The sequence below is a fragment of the Oxalicibacterium solurbis genome, assembly GCF_014635845.1.
GTDB lineage: Bacteria > Pseudomonadota > Gammaproteobacteria > Burkholderiales > Burkholderiaceae_D > Oxalicibacterium > Oxalicibacterium solurbis.
In genome coordinates, this window is record NZ_BMDP01000002.1 from 447,866 (window position 1) to 472,748 (window position 24,883).

Sequence of the window (24,883 nt, forward strand, 5' to 3'; positions counted from 1 at the left end):
GGCACATGCTATTCTTGCCCTTCTGCAATTGCGGCCCGCCGGGCTGCACCGTTTTCGCTGATTTTTGCTGATCTTGCAAAGGGAGAATGCCATGCCAGTCATCGTCATCGCCAACCCGAAGGGCGGCGTCGGCAAGAGTACGCTTGCCACCAATCTCGCCGGCTATTTCGCCTCGCAAGGGCACAAGGTCATGCTGGGCGATACCGACGTGCAGCAATCATCGCGCGCATGGCTGAAGCTGCGCTCGCCGGCGCTGCCTGTTATCCAGCCGTGGGAGATCGAGGACGGCCACGTCGCCAAGCCGCCCAAGGGTACGACGCACATCGTGCTGGATACGCCGGCTGGTTTCGGCGGCAAGCGCTTCGAAAAAGTCATGGACATCGCCGACAAGGTGATCGTGCCGCTGCAGCCTTCGATGTTCGACATCCTCGCCACGCAGGATTTCCTGCAGAAGCTGGCCGACCGCAAGCAGAAGAGCAAGGTCGATGTCGGCGTGCTCGGCATGCGTGTCGATGTGCGTACGCGCGCTTCGGAACAACTGGCCAATTACGTCGAGGGGTTGGGTTTGCCGGTGCTCGGCTTCCTGCGCAGCACGCAGAATTATGTGCAGCTTGCAGCCAATGGCGCGACGTTGTGGGATGTGGCGCCGGGTCGCGTCGAGAAGGACCGCGAACAGTGGCAGGATATCCTGCGCTGGGTGACGGAAAAATGATCACTGCCTGACCGGAATGAAAAATGCCGCACGATGTGCGGCATTTTTTTCGTCCAGACGTATTGCAGGAAATCAGATTTCCAGATTGTCGATCAGCCGCGTATTGCCCAGTTTGGCGGCGGCCAGCACCACGAGTTTTTCTCCCTGCGCCATGTCGCCTGCGGCCGGCGGTTGCAGATTGGATTGCTTGCGGATCGATACGTAATCCGGTTTCCAGTTGCGCTGCGTCAGCTCGGCCATGGCCTTGCGTTCCAGTTCGGACACATCCAGATGGCCGCTGCGTACTTCGTCGGCGACTTCGTTGAGCACGCGGTACAGCGTCGGCGCTTCGGCGCGTTCGTCGGCGGAAAGATAGCTGTTGCGCGACGACAGTGCCAGGCCATCTTCCGCGCGGAAGGTTTCGGCGGCGATGATTTCGGTCGGCAGCGCGAACTGCTTGGACATATTGCGCACGATCATCAACTGCTGGTAATCCTTCTTGCCGAACACGGCCACGCGCGGCTGTACGCAGGACAGCAGTTTCAGCACCACGGTCGTCACACCGGTGAAGAAGCCGGGGCGGAATTCGCCTTCCAGCGTATTGCCCAGATCGTCGGGCGGACGCACGCGGTATTCCTGCGGCTCCGGATACATGTCCTTCTCGGTCGGCGCGAACAGGATGTAGACGCCTTCCTTTTCCAGTTTCTCGACGTCGGCCTGGAAGGTGCGCGGGTATTTGTCGAAATCCTCGTTCGGGCCGAACTGCAGGCGGTTGACGAAAATCGACGCGACAACCGGATCGCCATGCTTGCGCGCGAGCTTCATCAGCGACAGATGGCCGTCGTGCAGATTGCCCATGGTCGGCACGAAAGCGGTGCGCAACTGGCCGCGCAAGTGATCGCGTAATTCCTCGATCGAAGAGATGATTTTCATAAACCTGCCTTGATTACCTTGATAGGGCGCATGCGCCGTCGGCGCGAGATTCTGGGTGAGGAAAAATCAGGTCGGCGCGTAGGCCAGACGAACGTAGATGGGCGCGAACGGTTCTGCCTGTGTGATCTCGATCAGCGTTTCCTTGCCGAGCTCCAGCAGTGCAACGAAGTTGACGACGACAACCGGCACGCCGCGCGACGGATCGAACAAATCGGTGAACTCGACGAACTTGCTGGTCTGCAGCCGGCGCAGGATGGCCGTCATGTGCTCGCGCACCGACAGTTCTTCACGCGTGATCGTGTGATGCGCAGTCAGCTTGGCACGGCGCAATACGTCGGCCCATGCAGCCTGCAGGTCGTCCATGTTGACCTCGGGCCAGCGCACCACGGTGTTTTGCTCGATGTAGACCTGCGTGCGCACATAATCGCGACCGAGCTGCGGCAGTGCGTCCAGCTGCTGCGACGCCAGTTTCATCTGCTCGTATTCGAGCAGGCGGCGAACCAGTTCGGCACGCGGATCTTCCGCTTCCTCGCCGGTATCGGCCTTGCGCACCGGCAGCAGCATGCGCGACTTGATCTCGATCAGCATCGCCGCCATCAACAGATACTCGGCTGCCAGTTCCAGATTGCGCATGCGGATCTGCTCGACATACAGCAGATACTGCTTCGTGACCTGCGCCATCGGGATGTCGAGGATGTTGAAGTTCTGCTTGCGGATCAGGTAGAGCAGCAGATCGAGCGGGCCTTCGAAGGCTTCGAGGAAGATTTCGAGCGCATCCGGCGGGATGTACAGGTCGTTCGGCAGCTTGAACAGCGGCTCACCGTACAGGCGCGCATAGGCGACGCCATCGATGACGTCCGGCGTCGTATCCGGCTGGCCGGCGACTTCGATGTCCGGCGCGCTCGAAGGCATCTGCGCCAGCATCGGATGTGCGCCGCTGCGCTCGTCGCTCATCGAATCAGCGGACTTTGTTCTGGTAGACGTAGGCTTGCTGCTTGACGCGCGACGCGTTGTTGCGATCCATCTGGTCGAGATCGAGCGGCGCCTTGTCCCATAGCAACGAGCGGCCGGCGCGTTGCGAGGCTTCCAGATTCGGGTTCTTTTCCTTCAGATCGTTGATGAACTGGGTGATTTCGGATTGGTAGTTATAGTGCTGTTTGCTGAACATGGTCGATTTGATAACAGGACGGAAACAGCCGCTATTCTACCTTGTCTTTGCGCCAATCGGCCGGTTGCGATGGCGGGGTGATTCAGGCAAATTGACGGCAGTTTCATTCTGCGGAGCCTTCATGAAAAACTTTCTGCGTGCGGTGTCGGGCTTGCTGTGCGGCCTGTTGATGTTCGGCTGCCGGCCGGTCGAGGATTTCGGCCTGGAAAAATTGACCAAAGGCGTTTCCACGGAAGCCGACGTGCGGGCGGCGATGGGCGAGCCGGCGGCAGTCTGGCCGGAAGGAAACGGCGCACGTACGCTGGAATATCCGAAAGGGCCGGAGGGTAACCGCACGTTCATGGTCGATGTCGATGCGGGCGGTGTGCTGCACGACTGGAAGCAGGTACTGACACCGGAGAATTTCGCGACGATCGCGCCGGGCATGACGCGTGACGAAGTGCGGCGCAAGCTGGGCAGGCCGCGCACTGTTGCGAATTTTCCGCTGAAGAACGAAGAAGTCTGGGACTGGCGCTATCAGGCGTCGCCGGGCGAGGACAAATTCTTCAACGTGCATTTCGACCGCAGCAGCAATCGTGTCGTGCGCGTATCGGAATCCGAGGAAGTGCACGGCTGATCCTGCAGACCGCCGTACATCGGTGGTTAGTATCGGTTGATCAGTTCTTCAGGATGCGCCGCATGACGGTCGGCGGCGGGTCCATCGGATTGGCGTGTGCATATTCCAGTTCCGGCGCTTCGGAGAATTCGTAGGCCGAATAAAGATCGAGCAGGCGCGGCTGGTCGTGGCGTACCGCCAGCCGCAGTTCTTCCACTTCATTGACGTAGGCGTGGTGGATGATGGCTTCCACCAGTTGTTGCGACAGGTCCAGTCCGCGAAAGGCCGGTAGCACGCCGATGCGCAGCATTTCCCAGATGGCTGAATTGTCTTCCCGCGGCAGCCAGCGCGCGGAACCGATGGGTTCGCCATCCGCCAGCAGGATGAAGGCGCCGCCGTGCAGCAGATGCTGGCTGACCCTGCTTGCCGTTTCGCGATGCCCGCCGGACGTGACGGCCACGCGATTGGCCCAGGCCGCGCGCGTGAGACTGGCTATCAGTTGCGCATCTTCGAGAGTAGCTTCGCGTATCTGAGTCTGCATGGCGGAACGGTCGGGACGATGCGTTATCGCGGCTTAGCGGATACGCATGCCCGGCTCGGCGCCGGGCCACGGATTCAGGATGTAGATGCCCGGACTCTTCTTCTCATCGGCAGCCGATGCAGCCAGCACCATGCCTTCCGAGATGCCGAACTTCATCTTGCGCGGCGCGAGGTTGGCGACCAGCACGGTCAGCTTGCCGACCAGGTCTTCCGGCTTGTAGGCCGACTTGATGCCGGAGAACACGTTACGTGTGCGGCCTTCGCCGACGTCCAGCGTCAGGCGTAGCAGCTTGTCCGAGCCTTCCACGTGTTCGCAGTTGACGATCTTGGCGATGCGCAGGTCGACCTTGGCGAAATCGTCGATCTTGATTTCGTCGGCTAGCGGTTCGATGTCGGTTTTTGCGGCATCGGCAGCGTTGGCAGTATCGCTCGCGGCTTTCGTTTCCGTTGCGGCCGGCATTTCGAACAGTGCATCCAGCATCTTCGGTTCGACACGCGTCATCAGGTGCGCGTAAGCGTTGACCTGATGATTGTTCGGCAGCGGCGTGGCGACGTCGTTCCATTGCAGCGGCGCGATGTTGAGCAATGCTTCGACTTGCTGTGCAACGTTCGGCAGCACCGGCTTCAGGTAGATCGTGAGAATGCGGAAGGCTTCCAGCAAGCGGCTGCAGACTTCCTGCAGCTTGGCGTTGTTGTCCGGATTCTTCGCCAGTTCCCAGGGCTTGTTCGCATCGACGTAGACGTTGATCGCATCGCACTGTTCCATGATCGCGCGCAACGCCTTGCCGTATTCGCGCTGGTCGTAGAACGACTGGATTTCCGGCGCGGCGTTGCGCAGTTTGTTGATGAAGGCATCGTCGGCAGTTGCCCACGTCGTGGCCACGCGGCCGTCGAATTTCTTCGTGATGAAACCGGCTGCGCGGCTGGCGATGTTGACGTACTTGCCGACCAGATCGCTGTTGACGCGCGCGCTGAAGTCTTCCGGATTGAAATCGATGTCTTCGTTGCGCGCGCTCAGCTTGTTGGCGAGGTAGTAGCGCAGCCATTCCGGATTCATGCCCAGGCTCAGGTACTTCAGCGGATCGAGGCCGGTGCCGCGGCTCTTGCTCATCTTCTCGCCGTTGTTGACGGTCAGGAAGCCGTGCACGAACACCTTGTTCGGCGTCTTGCGGCCGCTGAAGTGCAGCATCGCCGGCCAGAACAGCGTATGGAAATTGACGATGTCCTTGCCGATGAAGTGGACCTGCTCCAGCTTTGGATCGGCCATGTAGGCGTCGTAGTTCTCGCCGCGCTTGTCGAGCAGGTTTTTCAGCGAGGCCAGATAGCCGACCGGCGCGTCCAGCCACACGTAGAAATATTTGCCCGGTGCGTCCGGAATCTCGATACCGAAGTAGGGTGCGTCGCGCGAGATGTCCCAATCGCTCAGTCCTTCGCTGGTCGAGCCGTCGATGTTGTCGCGTACCGTGAACCATTCCTTGACCTTGTTGGCGACCTCCGCCTGCAGGTGCGGCTTGCCGTCGACGTCGTTGCCGGAAATCCATTCTTCGAGGAAGGCCACGCTGCGCGGATCGGACAGCATGAAGAAGAAGTGATCCGAGTTTTTCAGCACCGGTGTGGCGCCGGTCAGCGCCGAGTACGGATTGATCAGGTCGGTCGGCGCATAGACCGCACCGCAGACTTCGCAGTTGTCGCCGTATTGATCCTGCGCGCCGCATTTCGGGCATTGGCCCTTGATGTAGCGGTCCGGCAGGAACATGTTCTTTTCCGGATCGAAGAACTGCTCGATCGTGCGCGTCTTGATCAGGCCGTTCTTTTTCAGGTCGAGATAGATCTGCTTGGCGAGCGTGTGATTTTCCGGGCCGTCGGTCGAATGCCAGTTGTCGAACGCGATATGGAAACCGTCCAGATACTGCTTGCGGCCGGCGGCGATGTTGGCGACGAACTGCTGCGGTGTCAGGCCGGCTTTTTCCGCCGCGATCATGATCGGCGCACCGTGCGCATCGTCGGCGCCGACGAAGTTCACCGCATTGCCCTGCATGCGCTGGAAGCGCACCCAGATATCGGCCTGGATGTATTCCATGATGTGGCCGATGTGGAAGGCGCCATTGGCGTAGGGAAGGGCGGTGGTGACGAACAGCTTGCGCGGCGACGGATTGCTCATAAGGTGATGCTGGACGGAAATTTTGGGGAAAGGCGACATTTTAGCAGCGCGGACGGCTTGGCGCGGACCTTGGCAGAGCGGGCAGCTGCCAAGGTAGCGGGGAAGCGCGCCGGCGCGCTAGAATAGCGACTTTCCATCGTAGCTACAGGACGGCTTTGGCGACCCCAGGGCCGTTTTCATTTCATGACCGTTCGCACCCCGATTCGTACCCGCTTCGCTCCCAGCCCGACCGGCTATCTCCACGTTGGCGGCGCGCGCACCGCGCTGTTTTCCTGGGCCTATGCCCGCCACTTCGGCGGCCAATTCATCTTGCGCATCGAGGATACCGATCTCGAACGTTCGACGCCGGAAGCGGTACAGGCCATTATCGATGGCATGAACTGGCTGGGCCTGCAGCATGACGAAGGCCCGTTTTACCAAATGCAGCGGATGGATCGTTATCGCGAAGTGATCGCGCAGATGCTGGCCGACGGCAGCGCCTATCACTGCTATTGCACGCCGGAAGAAGTCGAGGCGATGCGCGAACGCCAGCGTGCGATCGGCGAGAAGCCGCGCTACGACGGCACCTGGCGTCCGGAAGAAGGCAAGACCTTGCCGGCGATCCCGGAAGGCCGCAAGCCGGTCGTGCGTTTCCGCAATCCGGTCGACGGTGAAGTCACGTGGGACGACGTCGTTAAGGGCACGATCACGATCGCCAACCGCGAGATGGACGACCTGATCATCGCGCGCAGCGACGGCACGCCGACCTACAATTTCTGCGTTGCCATCGACGACTGGGACATGAAAATCACGCACGTGATCCGCGGCGACGATCACGTCAACAACACGCCGCGCCAGATCAACATCCTGCGCGCGCTCGGTGCGGAATTGCCGCAATACGGGCACCTGCCGATGATCCATGGCACCGATGGCCAGAAGCTGTCCAAGCGCCACGGCGCAGTCAGCGTGATGGACTATCCGGCACAAGGTTATCTGCCGGAAGCGATGCTGAACTATCTGGCGCGCCTGGGTTGGAGCCACGGTGACGACGAAATTTTCTCGATCGAACAGTTCGTCCAATGGTTCGATCTCGATCATCTGACGAAATCGCCAGCGCAATTCAACTTCGAAAAATTCGACTGGCTGAACAATCACTATATCAAGCAGGCCGACAATGGACGTCTTGCCGATCTGGCGCGTCCGCTGATGACGGAACATGGCGCGCAGTTCGATGGCGCCCCCGAGTTGCAAGCGGTGATCGCGCTGATGAAGGATCGCTTCAATACGGTCAACGAACTGGCTGTCGCTGCGATGCTGTTCTATCGCCAGCCTGCACCGGATGCAGCGCTGCTGGCGCAGCATGTCACCGATGCGGTCAAGCCGGCACTTGCGCAGTTCGCGACGCAATTGCAATCAATCGAGTGGAACAAGGACGCCGTGTCTGCTGCATTGAAGGAAACGCTGGCCGCGCACAAACTGAAGATGCCGCAACTGGCGATGCCGCTGCGTTTGCTGATTACCGGTCAGTTGCAGACACCGTCGATCGATGCAGTCATCGCCTTGTTCGATCGCAACGTGGTGCAGGCACGCATGCAGAAATATCTTTGAGAAATTTTTCTAAAGGGTATTTACAAGAGCGGGAAACATCTGCATAATCTCGCTTCTGCACTCGAGGGGGTATAGCTCAGCTGGGAGAGCGCTTGCATGGCATGCAAGAGGTCAGCGGTTCGATCCCGCTTATCTCCACCACCGAATTTGCAGCAGGTCAGTAATACGGACAGCTTTTGTCCCCATCGTCTAGAGGCCTAGGACATCACCCTTTCACGGTGAGTACAGGGGTTCGAATCCCCTTGGGGACGCCAAATAAAACGCCACGCAATTGCGTGGCGTTTTTCTTTTTTGCTTCGATTTTGCTTCGCGCTTTTTCGAACGCTCCTGTCGTCTGTCGTCGTCACGATCGGCATTTGTCATCGCACGGCGAAGTGCATCCCGTTTCGTTATCCCGCATCTTCTTCGGCATCCTTGTTTGCATCGTCCCATATCGATGGGATTGGAAAACATGCAAGGGATTGCAATAATCGCAACGCCTTTTTGCCGGTATTTCCGGCGCAGGCCCGACCGCCGCGATGCACGTGGCGGTTCGCATCACGATGTTGCCGGAGATCTTCCATATGAAGACATCAACAGAGAATGGTTTTTCGCTGATCGAAGTCCTGGTTGCCGTATTCGTTCTGGCGGTCGGCGTAATCGGTGCGGCAGGAATGCAGCTGGCCGCATTGCGGACCGCGCAGCAATCGTCCTTCCAGACACATGCGTTGCATCTGGCGACAGAGATGGCCGATTACATGCGCGCCAACGTCGGGCAGATGAGGCGTATCGATGCCGTCAATCCTTATTTGCGCGTCGACTATCGTGCTTCCGGGGTTGCTGCCTCGCCAGCTTCTAGCGTCAACTGCTACGGCATCGATGCGCAATGCGATGAGGACGAGCTGGCGCAATTCGAGATTGCAGAATGGCTGCGTCGTCTGGCGGCGGCATTGCCGGGTGCACGCACCAGGATTTGTCGTGACGCTGCTCCTTGGGACAAGGGCGGTCAACGATTCCGATGGGAATGCACAGCTGCGCAGGGCCATGCCATTGCCTCGATCGTCATCAAGATCGGTTGGCGAGAGAGACACGCCGATGGCCGGCTGCTGCATGAAGACGGTAGCGATGCGCCTGGCATCGCATTGCTGGTTGCGCCCTACGTCGAATGAATACTCGCCCATTTTTATCGGATCAATCCGGACTGACGCTGATCGAATTGATGATTGCGATGGCGCTGGGTTTGTTCGTTCTGTTGGCGGCAACCGGACTGCTTCTGTCCAGCAAGGCAGCCTATACGGTGCAGAGCCAGATGGCATATGTACATGAGAGCGGCCGTTACGCGATGGACATCCTGTCGCGTGCCGTGCGTCAGGCAGGCCATGAAGACCATCGCATGTCGATAACGATGACGCAGGAAGCGACGCCGAACGTCATCGGCCTGGATGCGATGACACTGAAGAAAACCACTGCCGGTCTGAACGACGCCTCCACAAAAGGCGTGGTGAACGGCAGCGATGTTCTGGCATTGCGTTTCTTTGGCGACGACACGAATCGGCAGGATGGCACCATCCTCAATTGTGCGGGATTGCCGGTCGCCGCACCCGACGCATCCGACGATGCCGAATCGGGGCGTGGCTGGAGCATTTTCTTCGTCGGCAAGGATGCAGCAGGCGAGCCTGAGCTGCGCTGCAAGTATCGAACGCAGACGGGATGGAATGCTGACGCCATCGTACGCGGCGTTGAATCTTTCCAGGTGTTGTACGGCGTCGATGCGGATGACGACGGCATGCCGGACCGCTTCGTGAATGCGGACGCGGTCGATGCGCTGGATAGCCAATTGTCGCTGAATGGCGAGAATGTCGTGGCGCGCGCGGCGGATCTGCGGCGTCGGACGCACTGGAAGAAAATTCGTTCGATCCGCATCGCGATTCTGGTGCGCAGCACGCAGCCGGCACGTGATGACGATCTGTCTGCCGTGCATGAGTTGTTCGGCCCCGGATATGCGAACACGCATGCTGCACGGGACCGCGGGACAAGCGTGGCGGAACGCGATATTCCATTCGCGGAGCGCAACCGGCTGAGAAAGGTTTTCGAGCAGACGATCCAGTTGCGCAATGATGTCGCTGGTGCCGCAGCGTGAAGTGCGGTGTGTACAGGGCCGGTGCAGTTGGCACAACTAGCATGGAGCGTGGCGCAACGCTGATTGTGGTTCTGCTGTTGCTGATTGTCGTTCTGTTGCTGGGCGTCGGTGCATCGCAGATTGCCTTGCAAGGCGAAAAATCTTCGCGCAACGATCGCGATCGCCAGATCGCCTTTCAGGCTGCGGAAGCAGCCTTGCTCGATGCCGAAACCGACATCGAAGCATCACCCGATGCATTACGTTCCCGCAGTCATCTGTTTTCTGCTGACGGCGTGTCCGGCTTTCCGCAAACGATGGAATCGTCCTGCGCTGCCGGCGAGGCAAACGTATTTCTTGGTTTGTGCCGGTATGCAGAAGACGAAGATGCAGCGTGGCGACATGTCGATTTCCTGGGTGCTGACGCAACGTCCACGCATTCCGTGCCTTATGGTCGCTTCACCGGACAAGTCTTTCCTGTTGGCGTAGGCCCGTTACCAGCAAGACTGCCGCGCTACATCATCGAAATGATGCCAGACCGCAAGCCGGGAATGGCGGCAGACGAATCCGCGTATGTCTATCGGATCACGGCCATCGGCTTCGGCGTTCGCGAGACCACGCAAGTGGCCTTGCAGACTGTCTATCGCAAGGCAAGCCGATGAAGGCGATGTTAGGGACATTGCTGTTGAGCGTGTTGTCTGCATCGATACTGCGGACTACGGTTGCGGCACCGCCTCCCATTGCACTGGAAAATGAACCCTTGCATCTGCAGTCATGCCCGATGCCATCTACCGGCGATTGGGTAGAGACGACATCGGTACAGGTTTCCGGGGAACAGGGCGTGGCGGTTTATCAGGCGGGCTATCGCCCGACGGATGGCAGCGGCAGTCTGAAGAAACGGCAGACAGGACGGCAAACGGAAGTCGAGTGGGATGCTGGCGTGTTGCTGACCAGGCGTTCCGCTGTGCGCAAGCTGTGGACGGCAAGCGATGATGGCGACAAGTTCGGTGGAATCCCATTTGTATGGACATCGTTGGATGCCAGCCAGAAACTCGCCCTGAATCGTTCACCGGTTGACGGTAGCGATGACGGGCTTGGGCAAAAACGATGGGATTATCTGCGGGGCGTACGTACGGACGAAGCAAGTTTGTTCAGGCGGCGACAACGCCTTCTGGGGGCGATCGTGCATGGTGTGCCTGTTTTCACCGGATCATCGTCCACTGCGGCGGGCAATGCTCATGGCGATGCAAATCACGAACGCCCAGAAGTCGTGTATGTCGGTGCGGGCGACGGCATGCTGCATGCGTTCAATGCGAAGAGTGGCGATGAATTGTTTGCCTATCTTCCCCATGCAGTCTTTGATCGCCTGCCGTTGCTGACGATGGTCGATAGTACTGACGCTTTGCCGGTCGACGGCGGCATTACGATAAGTGATGTGCCGACGGACTTGGCCGGCAACCGCTGGCGCAGCATATTGGTGGCTGGAATGGGGCGTGGTGCGCAAGGCATTTTTGCACTGGACGTGACGACACCGACCGAATTCAACAGTAATGATGTTTTGTGGGAATTTACCGATGCGGACGATGCCGACATCGGCAATGTGATCGGCACGCCGCTCATCGCGAAATTTCGTACGGGACTGGTGCACAGCGTGCCGCAGTATCGTTACTTTGCAGTGGTGCCGGGTGGTGTCAACAGCCACGTTGCCGATGGCGACGGACGATTCAATCCGGCAGGCAAAACTACCGTATTTCTATTGGCGCTGGACAAGCCAGCAGGGGAACCGTGGCAGGCCGGCATCAACTATTTCAAATTCGTATTGCCGGCATCCGATGCTAGTCGCGCGAACGGCGTGATTGAATTGGCGCTGACCACGGCGCCCGATGGTTCGGCCAGCGTTGCATACGCAGGCGATTTGCTCGGCAATCTGTGGCGTTTCGATTTCGGCGGCAATACGCCGGACAGCCACGCTCCGCAATTGCTGTTCGTCGCGCGTGATGCCGCCGGCAATCGCCAGCCGATCACGCAGCGCCCGCGCATCGTGTTCGCGCCGGAGCGCGGCTACATGGTGCTGTTCGGCACCGGCAAGTATCTGGAAAGAAGCGATCTGGACCGCAGTTCGTATGCGTCGCAATCGTTCTACGGGATATGGGATCGTAATGGCACAAAGATCGATGGTCGCAGTTCGCTGGTTGCCAGGATTGCGCAGCCGCAAGGCGACAGATACACAGTCGTCGGCGAAGCCTTGATGTACGTGCCGACCGGCAAGCGCGGCTGGTATCTGGATTTCCCGAAAGCGCAGCTTACCGGTGAACGCAGCATCACATCGGCAGCCATGCTCGATACGCAGGTCGTATTCAGCACGCTGATTCCGGCTGCCGCCGCATGCACGGCACCTCTCGGACGTACCTATCTGCTTGATGCGTTGACCGGCCTTCCTGTCTCGGCGCATTTCGATGCCTATTTGTCGGAGGCAAGTTTTCCAGGCATCTCACCGCCATTTTTCATCATGCCGGTCGAAACGAGCGAACGCGATGCGACCGGCAAGCGACGCGTCGTTACGCGGTTGAAAAGACCGGGCGTAAAAACAGAAGAAGCGAATTCGGATGCTTCGCCGGACGAGACGATCGTCGAAGCGGTGACGACGGCAGGGCGCCTCAGCTGGCGGGAAATCATCGACTGGCAGGAGTTGCGTAATGACAGGTAAGCCGGAAAAGCGGCAGGGACAGACAAGGAGAAAGCGATGCGAACGATGAAGATGGGCGGCTTTACGGCCGTCGAACTGATGGTCGTGCTGATCGTCATGGCGATTCTGGTGGCGATCGCCTTTCCGTCCTATCAGGAATCCGTGCTGAAGAGCAAGCGCGTCGAAGGCAGGGCTGCGTTGATGAAGCTCATGCAGCAACAGGAACGTTATTACTCGTTGCATGCGCGCTATCTTGTTTTTTCCGTCGCATCAGACGATGAAGCGCAAGGTTTTCGCTGGTATTCCGGCGACAATCCGCAGAACAGCCTGTATGAAATCAGTGCGCAAGCATGCGAAGGCAAGGACATCCGCGATTGCGTGAAGCTGCGGGCCGTGCCGGGCACGCAGAACGTCAATCGGAATTACAGCGATCTCGCTTGCGGCACGCTGGTGCTGACCAGCGAAGGAAACAAATCTGCCGATGCGGATCATTGCTGGTGATGCCGGTACGGTCACATAATCGTCTTCATCATCGTCGTTACCGTACTGGCGGTTTTTCGATTATCGAGCTGATCGCGATCGTGACGATCGTCGGTATTCTGTTGGCGGTTGGCTTCCCGTCTTTCCAGTCGCTGATTCAGAGCCAACGATTGACGACGACGGCCAATGCCTTGTTCATGGCGGTCAATCTGGCGCGTTCGGAAGCGATACAGCGCGGCACGCGCGTCGATCTGGTGCCGGCGGGAGACGGCCGTTCGTGGAACGACGGCTGGGTGATCTTTATCGACGCCAACGGCAACCGGCGGCCGGATGCCGGTGAGACCATCGTTTTCACGCATGATCCTGTCGACCGCGATCTGCGCATCACGCCCCGTTTCACCGATTCGAAAGTACAATATATCGCGTTCAACGGCACCGGCCGTACGCGTACCAACGCGAGCCGTTATGCATCGCAATCCGGGCATTGGCTGCTGGAACTGGGCACGCAATCGCGCAAGATCGTCATCAATTTTCTCGGTCGTCCGCGCGTCTGTAATCCGCAGTCTGCCGCCGGTTGCTGATACAGGCAGCTTCTCGTCAATCGATCATCCGAAAAGAGTCACGTGGAAATTCATAGCGATGTGCAAGGCATGCGCCTTGCGCTGGAACTGGCAGCCAGGGGCATGTTCACCACGACGCCGAATCCGCGCGTCGGCTGCGTCATCGTCAAGGACGATCGTCTGATCGGCGCCGGCTATACGCAGCCGGCCGGCCAGGCGCATGCGGAAGTGCAGGCAATGAACGATGCGGTGGCCAAGGGTTTCGACGTGGCCGGTGCGACCGCCTATGTGACGCTGGAACCCTGCAGCCATTTCGGCCGTACGCCGCCGTGCGCCGACGCCCTGATCCGTTCCCGCGTGGCGCGGGTCGTGGTGGCGATTGCCGATCCGAATCCGCTGGTGGCGGGGCAGGGCATCGCAAAATTGGAAGCGGCCGGCATCCAGGTCACGCGCGGTGTGCTGGAAGACGAAGCGCGCGAGATGAACATCGGCTTCTTTTCGCGCATGCAGCGCAGCCGGCCGTGGGTACGCATGAAGACCGCCGCCAGCCTGGACGGCATGACGGCGCTGCACAATGGCGAGAGCCAATGGATCACCGGCGATGAAGCGCGCGCCGACGGCCATCGCTGGCGTGCGCGTGCCTGCGCGGTGCTGACCGGCATCGGCACCGTCATCGAAGACGATCCGCAGCTGACGGTGCGCGCCATCGATACGCCGCGCCAGCCGCGCCGCATCGTCATCGACAGCCGTCTGCAGATCAGCCCGCATGCGCGCGTGCTGGAAGGTGGCGGGACGTGGATCGTCGCCGCGCAATCGCAGCCGGAAAAGGAAGAGATGCTGCACGATGCCGGGCATGAAGTGATTCTGCTGCCGAATGCCGACGGCAAGGTCGAGCTACCGGCGCTGATGCAGGAACTCGGCAAGCGGCAGATCAACGAAGTGCATGTCGAAGCCGGTTTCAAGCTGAACGGTTCGCTGATCCGTGAAGGCTGTGTTGACGAACTGCTGGTCTATCTGGCGCCGTCGCTGCTGGGCGATGCGCAGCGCATGTTCAACCTGCCGGCGCTGGAATCTCTGGAGCAGAAAAAATCGCTGGCTTTCCACGACGTCAAGCAGATCGGTGCGGATTTGCGTATCCTTGCTCGCTTCACCTGATTTTTCACCTGATTCATTTTTTCATATCGCGCCATGTTTACAGGAATCGTTGCCGCCATCGGCAAAATCACCGATATCTCTCCGCTGGGCGACGTGCAGGCCGGCCACCGGCTGACCGTCGATGCCGGCACGTTGCCGCTGACGGACGTCGCGCTCGGCGATTCGATCACGCTGAACGGCGCCTGCATGACCGTGGTGACGAAGACCGACCGCAGTTTCCAGGTCGATGTGTCGCGCGAGAGCCTGAACTGCACGTCGGGTCTGGATCGTCTGGGCGAAGTGAATCTGGAAAAAGCAGTTACGTTGTCCGAACGTCTCGGTGGCCATCTGGTATCCGGGCATGTCGACGGCCTGGGCGAAGTCGTGACATTCGAGCCGGTGGGCGAATCGTGGCTGCTGGTCGTCGCCGCGCCGAAATCGCTGGCGCGCTATCTGGCGTTCAAGGGATCGATCGTCGTCAACGGCGTGTCGCTGACGGTCAACAGCGTGACCGATACGGCGACCGGCTGCGAATTTTCCGTCAACCTGATTCCGCATACGGTGCAGGTCACGACACTCAAGCATTTGCAGAAGGGCGCGAAGGTCAACCTCGAAGTGGATCTGATCGCACGTTATGTAGAACGAATGCTATCCCTGCCCAGGGATAGCTGAATTTCCTGCTTCGATATGGCGCTTTTCCTCGATTCCAAAATTCGAGGAGCGAGAAATTTCGGCAAGCTGTCTGAAAAAATTTATTCGATGGAAAGTTGTTGTCCGCCGATAGGCGATAAAGCAGATTCAAAGGAAAGCGATGCATCGAACGTGCGCCGCAGGCTGATTGTCTTTTGATTGGCGATGCTTTCTAGCCAGTTCTTTTTTTTATGTTTTCTAGCGTGTCTTCAAAAATAGAAATCTGCGTTACTGCCATGTTCCTGAAGTAATCGTGGGAAACCTTCAGCGAAGCCAATAACGTCGTTTTTTCTTCCCTCTCGGCAGGAACTGCTTCCAAATTCAATATGATGTTGTGGATGGCGTTGGCGTACGTTTGTCTCTGATCCTTCATGTGTGTGATCTCGTTTGCCAATGCATCCCTGGGGCCTGTCAAAACGCGGATAGGCTGCGTTAATTTTCCGCTGAATTGATGGTACAGAGCATGGTTCTCTTTTAATACATCAAGAAAACTGTTCTTCAGTGTTGCACAGTGCTCGCCTTCCTCAAATAGTGTTGTCAGTTTGGCTTCGGCTGTTTCGATATCTCGCCAACTGTCGACTTGCCGATCAATGCTGCCAACTACTTCGGTGGCCGTTGTATCCGGTGTGTTTTTTGCCGTATTGATGCTTTCCCATAAGCGTCTTGGGCGATCGCGAAATTCTGCAAAGGCCAGTTTTTTTCCTGGTGAAAACGTTCCTGCGACGCGACGCATCATCTCGGTAGTGCTGTTTGCGAGCAGGGATTCCTTGATATTGCTGGCGAGTTTCATATCACCCGTATTCTCGGATTGCTGGTGAGTGCTGTAAGCCTCAAAGGCAACGCTTGACTTTACCCGGGCAGGAACATCGGTCGTTACTGCGGCGCTACTTACCAACACGCGGGCACCGTCAATCATGCTCTTGACATTGTTTTCCAACTTCTGGCCTTCGGTGTCGGCCAGACCGAATAGCGTATCTACTCCTCCGGTATAGTCCTTTGTCACATTGTTGGCGAGATTCATGGTGGTCTTGGTTTGCCAAGACTGCTTCTGGTACAGATTGACTTCATCTTCCACACCTTTCAAGCGAATCATCAGATTGCGTTCGGCTGGATAACTGAGTCCTGTCTTGTCATTGAGCGCAGGCCGTAATAAAGCGTCGAGAATCGAGGCCGTATGCGCAATGTTTTTGACATGTCGGTCCCATTCGGAGTCCTGGTCATTCCCGGAGGCATAGACATAACTGCCTTTTACAACATGGGCGGGCGTTCCTTCGCCCGGATTTGCCTGCGTCGCCATCCGGTCTGCAACATGCTCATCGGTAAAAGGATCGACCCAAGTCGCTGCATCCGGGTCGGTAACGTGTGCCATTACTGGCGCGTGCGTCGTTCCCCAGGGTGAATTCATTACTGCATTGACCGATTGGCTGTTCATGGCGATGTTTCGCCACATACCGTAGGGAAAAGTGCCCAGCACCTTCTCATGGCGCAGTGAGCTTGCAAAGGCAGATTTTCGTTCTTCATTGCCGCCGGTCTTCGTATTCAGTTCATCCAGAAAACCGGCATCGTTCGTCCAGACATCTCTTTCATTTTGAGTATCATGCAGTTTTTGCTCCCAATAAAATCCTAACGCCACGCCGCGAAAATCTTCATTTCCCACAGTAGTCTCAACCGCTGCTTCTACCCGATTGCTGCTACGAGTCAACCCGTGGGCATTGTAGGCAAGGACAAAGGCATATTGGTCAGGATCGCTGGCGCCCTGCAGATATCTGGCAGGGAAATCTCGTATACCTGCATAGAGTGGCGCGCTTACTAAAATGCCGCCTTGAGGCCTCGCTTCTTCCGGCACGATATCGTCATGCACGGATTCGGCATCTTCTTGTGGCGCAAGATTGGCCTGCTGATTGCGTACGATGGTGTACTTGCTGGATGCCAGATCCGGGACCGTAAATCGTGCTCGCATCAATGACAAAGCGCTTTCGGTGCCGGTACCGCCAAGGTCAGGGTTGTCCTTCCATTCCCTGCTCGTAAGTTGCTTTTCCCACTCCAGCTTCCTTGCTTTTGCTCCTTTGGGGCGATTTTTCAGCCAGCTTGCGGATCGATTGAACTGGCTGTCGTTATTCAGCAGATGATCGGTCACCCAGGCAGTTAGTTGTTCGCGGGGAAGGTCGCCATATTTCTGAACGACGTCTCCTCGCACGCCGATACGCATCTTCTGGGCGGACTTGGAAGCATAAAAATTTCCCTTGGCTGGCATCGATAAGGCGCCCGGTATCGTCGTGTCCGCAGCACCGCTTCCGGCAACCAGTGCTTTTGCTCCCATTGCGTCTGCTTCCTGTTCCAGGCCCGCGTCGTCATTGACAGGTACGCCTTGCTTCATCTGTGTTGTCGGCGCGACGCGTCCTTGCATCTGCTGTACTACGTGCCAAGCCTCGTGCGACAAATGCCTTTCCTGTCCAAGCGCTAGATGGATGTCGCTTCCCTGTGCATAGGCGTGAGCATTCAACTGCGCAGGGTGCGGCGAGTTGTAATGGACCTTGACATGATCCATGCTCATGCCGGAAAGGGACTCGATCCCGGATTTAAGATTGTCAGGCAGCCCGGTTTTGTTTTCTTTTTTTTGTATGGGCTGCAACTGCCGGGAAGCGATATGACTCATTGTCGCTTTTAACTGTGCAGTGCGCTGGACGTGAGGGCTGTTATCAGCCAGCGTTTGCAGTTTTGTTTGCAAACCGGTTTGCGGACGATTGTCTGCAAATTGAAAAGTACCGACGTTCCCTTGCCCAATCCGCGTGGAGACGGCGCGATGATCATCCTGTTGCGCTTTATCCGAAAATATATTCATCCAGCCTCCGATAAGCTTACTTTGATTTTTGCACGAACTGTGTGCATTGATCTCGGTTGTATTACCGTTTGCCTTTTCGCCGATCGATACAACGGCTGGACGATGCAACGGCGGGTTATCGCATGTTACGCCGAGTCGGGCATCAGCGCGGCAGCATCTTGCGGCGCGTGCTGATGCTGGCATCGACGATGGCCGGACCATTTTGCGCATCCTCGCGCCCGGTACGGAAGACCGAGATCGAACGCAGCAACTGCAGCGTCTGCTCTTCGAGGCTCTTGGCCGCCGCTGCGGACTGTTCCACCAGCGCCGCGTTCTGCTGCGTGGTTTCATCCATCTGCGTGACGGCCATGTTGACCTGATCGATGCCGTTGCCCTGTTCGCGGGTGGCGGTGGCGATTTCGTTCATGATGTCGGTGACCTGCTGTACCGACTGCACGATCTCGTCCATGGTGGCGATTGCGCTGCCGACCAGTTGATTGCCGGTTTCGACCTTCTGCACCGAATCGTCGATCAGCACCTTGATTTCCTTGGCAGCGCCGGCCGAGCGCTGTGCCAGGCTTCGCACCTCGGCGGCGACTACGGCGAAGCCGCGTCCCTGTTCGCCAGCGCGAGCTGCTTCGACGGCAGCATTCAGCGCCAGAATGTTGGTCTGGAAGGCGATGCCGTCGATCAGGCCGATGATGTCGACGATGCGCTTGGCCGACGTGCTGATTTCGTTCATCGTCGCGCTGACGTTCTGCACGGCGCTGCCGCCCTTGCCGGCGACTTCGGACGCCGACAGCGTCAGCTTGTTGGCCTGCGATGCGTGGTCGGCCGTCTGCTTGACGGTGGAGGCCAGCTCTTCCATGCTCGATGCGGTTTCTTCCAGACTGGAAGCCTGCGCTTCGGTACGACCGGACAGGTCCATGTTGCCGCTGGCGATTTCGCGCGTGGCGACATTGATCGACGCTACGTTCATGCAGACATCGCCGATGACGGAGCGCAGGTTTATGTTCATCTGCTGGATGGCTTTCTGCAACTGGCCCATGTCGTCCGACCGCTCGGTATCGAAGGCGACGGTCAGGTCGCCGCCGGCCATCGTGTTGGCGCCGGCGATCAATGTGCGCAACGGCCCCACGATGGCCTTGTGCAGGAAGAACCAGATACCCAGCGTAATTAGCACGCCGATGACGGTTGCGATGACGAAGGTGTTCACCTCGTCCGGTTCGGCGCTCAGGATGGAGAGGCCGCCCATGCCGAGGATCAGCAGATTCAGGATTGCCATACTGATGCCGATGCGCATGCCGAGCCCGATATTGCGCAATGCGGCGAAGCAGCCGGCCAGGCCTGTCGGAACGATCTGGCCGCGTTTGAAGCGGATGTTGCGGGCATTGCCCGATTTGAAGCGCGCATACACTGCAGCGGCTTCCTGAATCTGTTCCGGCGAGACCTTGTTGCGTACCGACATGTAGCCGACGACCTTGCCGTTTTCGCGGACTGGTGTGGCGTTGGCCTGCACCCAGTAGAAATCGCCGTTCTTGCGGCGGTTCTTGATGATGGCGTTCCACGGATGGCCTTGCTTCAGCGTTTCCCACAGATCGGCGAAGGCTTCTTCAGGCATATCCGGGTGGCGCACCAGATTGTGCGGCGCGCCCATCAGTTCGCTGTCGGAAAAACCGCTGGTTTCGGCAAAGGCCGGATTGAAATAGGTGATGCGTCCCTTGGTATCCGTTTTCGAAACGAGTGACGTGCCGTCTTTCAGAACGTATTCGTTGTTGGTAACGGGCTGGTTATTGCGCATCGGTCTGGACTCCGTGGAATGTTTGGCGAGGGATGCTCGTATGATGGTGTGACGCTACGTCGATCGATCACGATAATATTAACGTGCGGAAACGGATTTTCTTCTGATCTTGAGTAAGGCAGTCAGGAATTGACTGCCATGTCGTAGGTGATAAGACGACAAGAATATCGACGCAGGACGACATCTGACGCGGAATGCCGTGCGGCAGTGCAAATCCATTAAAATAGCGGGCCTGTTACGAGATAGCCACATGTCCATTTCAACTACCCAGGAAATCATCGAAGAAATGCGCGCCGGCCGGATGGTCATCCTGGTCGACGAGGAAGATCGCGAGAACGAAGGCGATCTGGTGCTGGCCGCCGATTTCGTCACGCCGGAAGCGATCAACTTCATGGCGAAGTACGGCCGCGGCCTGATCTGCCTGACGCTGACCGAAGAGCGCTGCGACCAGCTTGCGCTGACGATGATGACCGCCCGCAACGGCACGTCCTACGGTACTGCCTTCACGGTTTCGATCGAGGCGGCCGAAGGTGTGACGACCGGTATTTCCGCCGCCGACCGCGCCCGTACCGTGCAAGCCGCCGTTGCGAAGAATGCAAAACCGGCCGACATCGTGCAGCCGGGCCACATCTTCCCGCTGAAAGCGCAGAAGGGCGGCGTGCTGATGCGTGCCGGCCATACCGAAGCCGGCTGCGATTTCGCCGATCTGGCCGGATTGACGCCGGCGGCGGTGATCTGTGAAATCATGAAGGACGACGGCACGATGGCGCGCCTGCCGGACCTGATCGAGTTCGCGAAGGAGCATGGCTTGAAGATCGGCACGATTGCCGACCTGATCCATTACCGCAGTCAGAACGAATGCTTCGTCGATCGCATCGGCGAGCGCACGATGGAAACCGCGCATGGCGACTTCCAGGCCGTGCTATACCGCGACAAGCCGAGCGGTTGCGCGCATCTGGCGTTGGTGCATGGCGATATCCGGCCGGATCAGGAAACGTTGGTGCGCGTGCATCAGCCGGTTTCGGTGCTGGATCTGCTGGAAACCAAGGCGACTACGCACTCGTGGAATCTGGCGTCGGCGATGGCGGCGATCAGGCAGGCCGAACGCGGCGTGCTGGTGCTGCTCAATTGCGAGGAATCGGCCGACGAACTGTTTTCGCAATTCGCGGCGCTGTCCGAACCGGATGCGCAGCCGCAGCCGCGTGCTGCACGCATGGATCTGCGGACCTACGGTATCGGCGCGCAGATTCTGAAGAATCTGTCGGTCGGCAAGATGAAGCTGCTGGCCAATCCGCGCAAGATGCCGTCGATGACCGGCTTCAATCTCGAAGTGACCGGTTACCAGGCAACGCCGGAAAATTGAATGCTCATTCCGTTTCGACGGAATTCCACAGAAAAATCAACGCAGTGCAGGCAGTCGCAGGCACAATACAAGAATCGAAAGCGCAGCAGCGCATGAAGGAATCACCATGACAGTCGGCACCTATGAAATGAACCTGGACGGCGAAGGCCTGCGCATCGGCATCGTGCAGGCCCGCTTCAACGAAGACGTCTGCCACGGTCTGCTGGCCGCCTGCCTGGCCGAACTGAAGCATTTGGGCGTGGAAGACGAAGATGTGCTGCATGTGACGGTGCCCGGCGCGCTGGAAATTCCGCTGGCACTGCGCAAGATGGCCGAAACCATGCAGTTCGACGCGCTGATCGCGATCGGCGCGGTGATCCGCGGCGAGACCTATCACTTCGAACTGGTGTCGAACGAATCCGGCGCCGGCATTACGCGCGTCGGCCTCGACTTCGGCATTCCGGTCGCCAATGCGGTGCTGACCACCGATACCGACGAGCAGGCCGAAGCGCGCATGGAAGAGAAGGGCGCCGATGCGGCGCGTGTCGCCGTTGAAATGGCGAACCTGACGATCGCGCTGGAAGAGCTGGCCGACGAAACGGATGACGAGCAGTAAGCTCGTGCCACGCCGGCGCCGCAAGTCTTCCGGCTTGGGCGCCATTGCCTGCTTATATATCTACTGCCGATATGCGCAGTATTGAATTTTCCGGTTAGTCATGAATACCAAATCAGAACACGCCAATCCGAACAAGAACCGCACGCCGCGCCATCGCGCGCGCGAATTTGCGCTGCAGGGCCTGTATCAATGGCTGTTGAATAATGAAGAAGTCCGCGCCATCGAATTGCATATCCGTCAGGCGCACGGCTTCGACAAGGCTGACATCGAGCATTTCGATGCGTTGCTGTACGGCGCCGTGCGTCAGGCCGATGAACTGCGCGCCGGCTTGGCGCCGCTGATCGATCGCGAAATCTCGCAACTGTCGCCGATCGAACATGCGGCGCTGCTGATCGGCGCCTATGAACTGAAGAATCACATCGAGATTCCGTACAAGGTCGTCATCAACGAAGCGGTCGAACTGACCAAATCGTTCGGTGGTATCGACGGTCATAAATACGTCAATGGCGTATTGGACAAGTATGCGGCGTCGGTGCGCGAGACTGAGATCAATGCCGGTCGCAAGGCTTGAGGACGCCGCTTCACTATCCGCCGCCGATCGATCGCCAATTGCTTCGCCACCGCTTGCCGGTGGCGATTTTCATTGAGGAAGCCTGTTGATGTTGCAGCCCGAACAATTTGCCGGCCTGGCGACACGCCTGGACAATATTGCGCCTTTTCATGTGATGGAACTGGCAAAGATGGCGGCCGATCTGGAGCGGCAGGGGCGGCACATCATCCACATGGGAATCGGCGAACCGGATTTCACGGCGCCGCAGATCGTCATTGATGCCGCGTCGCGCGCGATGGCCGATGGCAGGCTGCAGTACACATCGGCTACCGGCCTGCCTGAACTGCGGCAAGCGATTTCCGGCTATTACCGCGATCGCTACCGTGTCGATGTCGCGCCGTCACGCATCGTCGTCACGGCCGGCGCATCGGCCGCCTTGCTGCTGGCCTGTGCGGCGCTGGTGGAAAAAGGGGCAGAGCTGCTGATGTCCGACCCCTGTTATCCATGCAACCGGCATTTCGTCGCTGCCTTCGACGGCGTGGCGAAGATGATCGCCAGCGGGCCTGAGCATCGTTTCCAGCTATCGGCCGACATGGTGCGCGACAACTGGTCGAGTACTGTACGCGGCGTGCTGCTGGCTTCGCCATCCAATCCGACCGGCACGTCGATCGAGAATGCTGAATTACGCCGCATTGTCGAGACGGTGCGCGAGCGGGGCGGTTTCACCATCGTCGACGAGATCTACAACGGCTTGCGGCATGACGCCGAACCGTTCTCGGCCTTGTCATTGGGCGACGACGTGATCGTCATCAACAGTTTTTCCAAGTATTTCAACATGACCGGTTGGCGGCTCGGCTGGCTGGTCGTGCCGGAGCAACTGGTCGCGTCTATCGAGAAGCTGGCGCAAAACCTGTTCATCTGTGCGTCCAGTGTGGCGCAGCATGCGGGATTGGCTTGCTTCGCGCCGGAAGCGCTGGCGATTTATGAGGAGCGCAAGGACGAATTTCGTCGCCGTCGCGATTACATCGTGCCGGAACTGCAACGTCTGGGATTCCGCGTGCCGGTGATGCCGGACGGCGCCTTCTATGTCTATGCCGATTGCTCGGCATTGTCGGACGACGCCGATCGTTTCACGCGCGAGATGCTGGAGCAGGCAGGCGTCGTGATGGTGCCGGGGCTGGATTTCGGCCCGTCCACTACGCGTACCCACGTGCGTATTTCGTATGCGACGTCGATGGAAAATCTGCGTGAGGCGGTGGCTCGGCTGGAGAAATTCCTGAGCGGCCGATCCTGAGAGCGCGCGGAAGCAGGCGCAAATAAAAAAGGAGCCGACGGCTCCTTTTTTATCAATCAGGCATCTGCTTACAGCGAAGTAGTCTTGTCGCCGTTTGCAGATTGCTTGACGGCCTGATCTTCCATGGCCGTCTTGGCATCGATCATGCTGGGCGATTTGGCTTCGGTCGGTGCCGGTGCAGCTTTCGGCGTTACACGGCTGGCCATCGAGGCATAGACGGAAATGCGCTTGCCGGCGGCCACTGCTTTCAGGCGGTCGTATTCGCCGAGCACCTTCGCGCCGTAGCCGGCATCGGTCGCCATTTCGGCTGCGCCGACATAGCGTTTCAGGCCGGCTTCGACCGAACCGCCGCGGGTGACGTATTCCTTCAGGATCATCGAGCCGACGCGGATATTGGCAACCGGGTTCAGCGCTGCCTGCGTGCCGCCCATGTCCGCGAACTTGTCATGGTGGACCTTGGACATGACTTGCATCAGCCCCTGTGCACCGACCGGGCTTTCCGCAAACGGGTTGAAACGCGATTCGATCGCCATCACGGCCAGGATCAGCAACGGGTCCAGGTTGATTTCCTTGGCCGTCAGATAGGCGGCGGAAACCAGCATGTTCGTCGCATCGCCTGCCACGCGATAGCGCTTGGACAACCATTCGGTGACGCGTTTCTGCTGGATGTCGTTGCCAAGCATCGGATTCGGCGTGCTGCTGATCGGCGCCGGTGCTACCGTGTCCGGTGTCGCTGCGGTCACAACTGCCGTGACGGCAGGTTCTTCCATCAGGTTGGCCAGTGCCGGCATGTCGGCTTCCGCGGTCGAGGCGACGGCCGGTGTGAAGGGCGACAGGGCTTGCAGCTCGTCTGCGACTTCCGGCTTGAAGAAGATCAGCGTCACGGTGCCAAGGGCGATCAGGCCGAAGACCATCAGTCCGTGCTTGGCCGCGACGATCATGCGGTTGGTGGTTTCGCGCATCGAAATCGAGCGCGCAATTGTTTTTTTTGCCGATTGGCGGGCGATCTTTCGCATCGCCGTTGTCATGTGGTTCAACATTTAAAACTCCTGCTGGATTGACGCGGCAGGTGAAGGGCTCCACCAAACAATCGTGATGTAGAACCCTGAACATGCCGTGAATCAGAGAAATCGCTTGCC

23 protein-coding genes and 2 tRNA genes are annotated in these 24,883 nt (G+C 58.6%); 17 read left to right on the top strand and 8 right to left on the bottom strand.

The annotated features are described in order from the left end of the window. Positions 1-91 precede the first annotated feature (91 nt). Entirely contained in the window at positions 92-712 is a 621-nt protein-coding gene (locus tag IEV40_RS07740) for a ParA family protein (protein ID WP_188420410.1), read from the top strand. Between the two features lie 72 nt (positions 713-784). Here IEV40_RS07740 and panC read toward each other — a convergent pair whose 3' ends face one another. The 3 genes from panC to IEV40_RS07755 form a co-directional block, all read right to left on the bottom strand. After that, positions 785-1,624 carry a pantoate--beta-alanine ligase gene (gene panC, locus IEV40_RS07745; RefSeq protein WP_188420411.1) on the bottom strand — a complete coding sequence of 280 codons (840 nt, stop codon included), beginning with the start codon at positions 1,622-1,624 and terminating at the stop codon, positions 785-787. A gap of 66 nt (positions 1,625-1,690) precedes the next feature. Beyond that, entirely contained in the window at positions 1,691-2,548 is an 858-nt protein-coding gene (locus IEV40_RS07750) for a segregation and condensation protein A (RefSeq protein ID WP_371870050.1), read from the bottom strand. 34 nt (positions 2,549-2,582) lie between these two features. Next, entirely contained in the window at positions 2,583-2,792 is a 210-nt protein-coding gene (locus IEV40_RS07755; RefSeq protein WP_188420413.1) for a DUF3460 family protein, read from the bottom strand. Between the two features lie 121 nt (positions 2,793-2,913). On the opposite strand from IEV40_RS07755, the gene IEV40_RS07760 reads away from it, so the two are divergent. Beyond that, a complete protein-coding gene (locus IEV40_RS07760) occupies positions 2,914-3,408 on the top strand; it encodes an outer membrane protein assembly factor BamE (protein WP_188420414.1) in 495 nt (164 codons plus the stop codon). 40 nt (positions 3,409-3,448) lie between these two features. Here IEV40_RS07760 and IEV40_RS07765 read toward each other — a convergent pair whose 3' ends face one another. Together IEV40_RS07765 and metG are read right to left on the bottom strand one after the other, a co-directional pair. Beyond that, the gene (locus tag IEV40_RS07765; RefSeq protein ID WP_188420415.1) at positions 3,449-3,928 is read right to left on the bottom strand and encodes a GNAT family N-acetyltransferase; all 480 of its coding nucleotides are present in this window, start codon (positions 3,926-3,928) and stop codon (positions 3,449-3,451) included. 33 nt (positions 3,929-3,961) lie between these two features. Further along, positions 3,962-6,088, bottom strand: coding sequence for a methionine--tRNA ligase (gene metG, locus IEV40_RS07770; protein ID WP_188420416.1), 2,127 nt, complete (start codon positions 6,086-6,088; stop codon positions 3,962-3,964). A gap of 183 nt (positions 6,089-6,271) precedes the next feature. Between metG and gltX the strand changes: the two genes are divergently transcribed. From gltX to IEV40_RS07825, 11 genes are all read left to right on the top strand, one after another. After that, positions 6,272-7,675 (top strand): glutamate--tRNA ligase, encoded by a 1,404-nt coding sequence (gene gltX, locus IEV40_RS07775; RefSeq protein WP_188420417.1) that lies wholly within the window; start codon positions 6,272-6,274, stop codon positions 7,673-7,675. Positions 7,676-7,740: 65 nt separating this feature from the next. Then, positions 7,741-7,816 (top strand) — tRNA-Ala (locus IEV40_RS07780). 37 nt (positions 7,817-7,853) lie between these two features. Beyond that, positions 7,854-7,929, top strand: a tRNA-Glu gene (locus IEV40_RS07785). 309 nt (positions 7,930-8,238) lie between these two features. Then, positions 8,239-8,823: a type IV pilus modification protein PilV gene (gene pilV, locus IEV40_RS07790; protein WP_188420418.1), complete on the top strand. Its 585-nt coding sequence runs from the start codon at positions 8,239-8,241 to the stop codon at positions 8,821-8,823. Then, positions 8,820-9,794: a PilW family protein gene (locus IEV40_RS07795; RefSeq protein WP_229724019.1), complete on the top strand. Its 975-nt coding sequence runs from the start codon at positions 8,820-8,822 to the stop codon at positions 9,792-9,794. The genes pilV and IEV40_RS07795 overlap by 4 nt, the downstream gene beginning before the upstream one ends. Positions 9,795-9,835: 41 nt before the next feature. After that, entirely contained in the window at positions 9,836-10,432 is a 597-nt protein-coding gene (locus IEV40_RS07800; RefSeq protein ID WP_188420419.1) for a pilus assembly PilX family protein, read from the top strand. Beyond that, the gene (locus tag IEV40_RS07805) at positions 10,429-12,477 is read left to right on the top strand and encodes a pilus assembly protein (RefSeq protein WP_188420420.1); all 2,049 of its coding nucleotides are present in this window, start codon (positions 10,429-10,431) and stop codon (positions 12,475-12,477) included. Before IEV40_RS07800 ends, IEV40_RS07805 begins: the two co-directional genes overlap by 4 nt. A gap of 36 nt (positions 12,478-12,513) precedes the next feature. Beyond that, positions 12,514-12,957, top strand: a complete 444-nt coding sequence (locus IEV40_RS07810; protein ID WP_188420421.1) for a type IV pilin protein — start codon at positions 12,514-12,516, stop codon at positions 12,955-12,957. An 80-nt stretch (positions 12,958-13,037) separates the two neighbouring features. Beyond that, positions 13,038-13,517, top strand: coding sequence for a GspH/FimT family protein (locus IEV40_RS07815; RefSeq protein ID WP_229724020.1), 480 nt, complete (start codon positions 13,038-13,040; stop codon positions 13,515-13,517). Between the two features lie 42 nt (positions 13,518-13,559). Next, entirely contained in the window at positions 13,560-14,651 is a 1,092-nt protein-coding gene (ribD, locus tag IEV40_RS07820) for a bifunctional diaminohydroxyphosphoribosylaminopyrimidine deaminase/5-amino-6-(5-phosphoribosylamino)uracil reductase RibD (protein ID WP_188420422.1), read from the top strand. Positions 14,652-14,684: 33 nt separating this feature from the next. Further along, on the top strand, positions 14,685-15,302 hold the full coding sequence (locus IEV40_RS07825; protein ID WP_188420423.1) for a riboflavin synthase: 618 nt from the start codon (positions 14,685-14,687) through the stop codon (positions 15,300-15,302). Positions 15,303-15,492: 190 nt separating this feature from the next. Here the strand turns inward: IEV40_RS07825 and IEV40_RS07830 are convergent, their stop codons facing one another. Further along, positions 15,493-18,162 (bottom strand): eCIS core domain-containing protein, encoded by a 2,670-nt coding sequence (locus tag IEV40_RS07830; protein ID WP_188420424.1) that lies wholly within the window; start codon positions 18,160-18,162, stop codon positions 15,493-15,495. A 142-nt stretch (positions 18,163-18,304) separates the two neighbouring features. Beyond that, entirely contained in the window at positions 18,305-19,942 is a 1,638-nt protein-coding gene (locus tag IEV40_RS07835; RefSeq protein ID WP_188420425.1) for a methyl-accepting chemotaxis protein, read from the bottom strand. Positions 19,943-20,192: 250 nt separating this feature from the next. Between IEV40_RS07835 and ribBA the strand changes: the two genes are divergently transcribed. The 4 genes from ribBA to IEV40_RS07855 all read left to right on the top strand — a co-directional run bounded on the left by ribBA (position 20,193) and on the right by IEV40_RS07855 (position 23,744). After that, entirely contained in the window at positions 20,193-21,305 is a 1,113-nt protein-coding gene (gene ribBA / locus IEV40_RS07840; protein ID WP_188420426.1) for a bifunctional 3,4-dihydroxy-2-butanone-4-phosphate synthase/GTP cyclohydrolase II, read from the top strand. Between the two features lie 106 nt (positions 21,306-21,411). Then, positions 21,412-21,900 (top strand): 6,7-dimethyl-8-ribityllumazine synthase, encoded by a 489-nt coding sequence (gene ribH / locus IEV40_RS07845; protein ID WP_188420427.1) that lies wholly within the window; start codon positions 21,412-21,414, stop codon positions 21,898-21,900. Positions 21,901-22,000: 100 nt separating this feature from the next. After that, positions 22,001-22,471, top strand: a complete 471-nt coding sequence (nusB, locus tag IEV40_RS07850; RefSeq protein ID WP_188420428.1) for a transcription antitermination factor NusB — start codon at positions 22,001-22,003, stop codon at positions 22,469-22,471. Between the two features lie 88 nt (positions 22,472-22,559). Further along, positions 22,560-23,744, top strand: coding sequence for a pyridoxal phosphate-dependent aminotransferase (locus IEV40_RS07855; protein ID WP_188420429.1), 1,185 nt, complete (start codon positions 22,560-22,562; stop codon positions 23,742-23,744). 68 nt (positions 23,745-23,812) lie between these two features. Here the strand turns inward: IEV40_RS07855 and IEV40_RS07860 are convergent, their stop codons facing one another. Continuing rightward, positions 23,813-24,784, bottom strand: a complete 972-nt coding sequence (locus IEV40_RS07860) for a transglycosylase SLT domain-containing protein (RefSeq protein ID WP_188420430.1) — start codon at positions 24,782-24,784, stop codon at positions 23,813-23,815. Between the last annotated feature and the right edge of the window lie 99 nt (positions 24,785-24,883).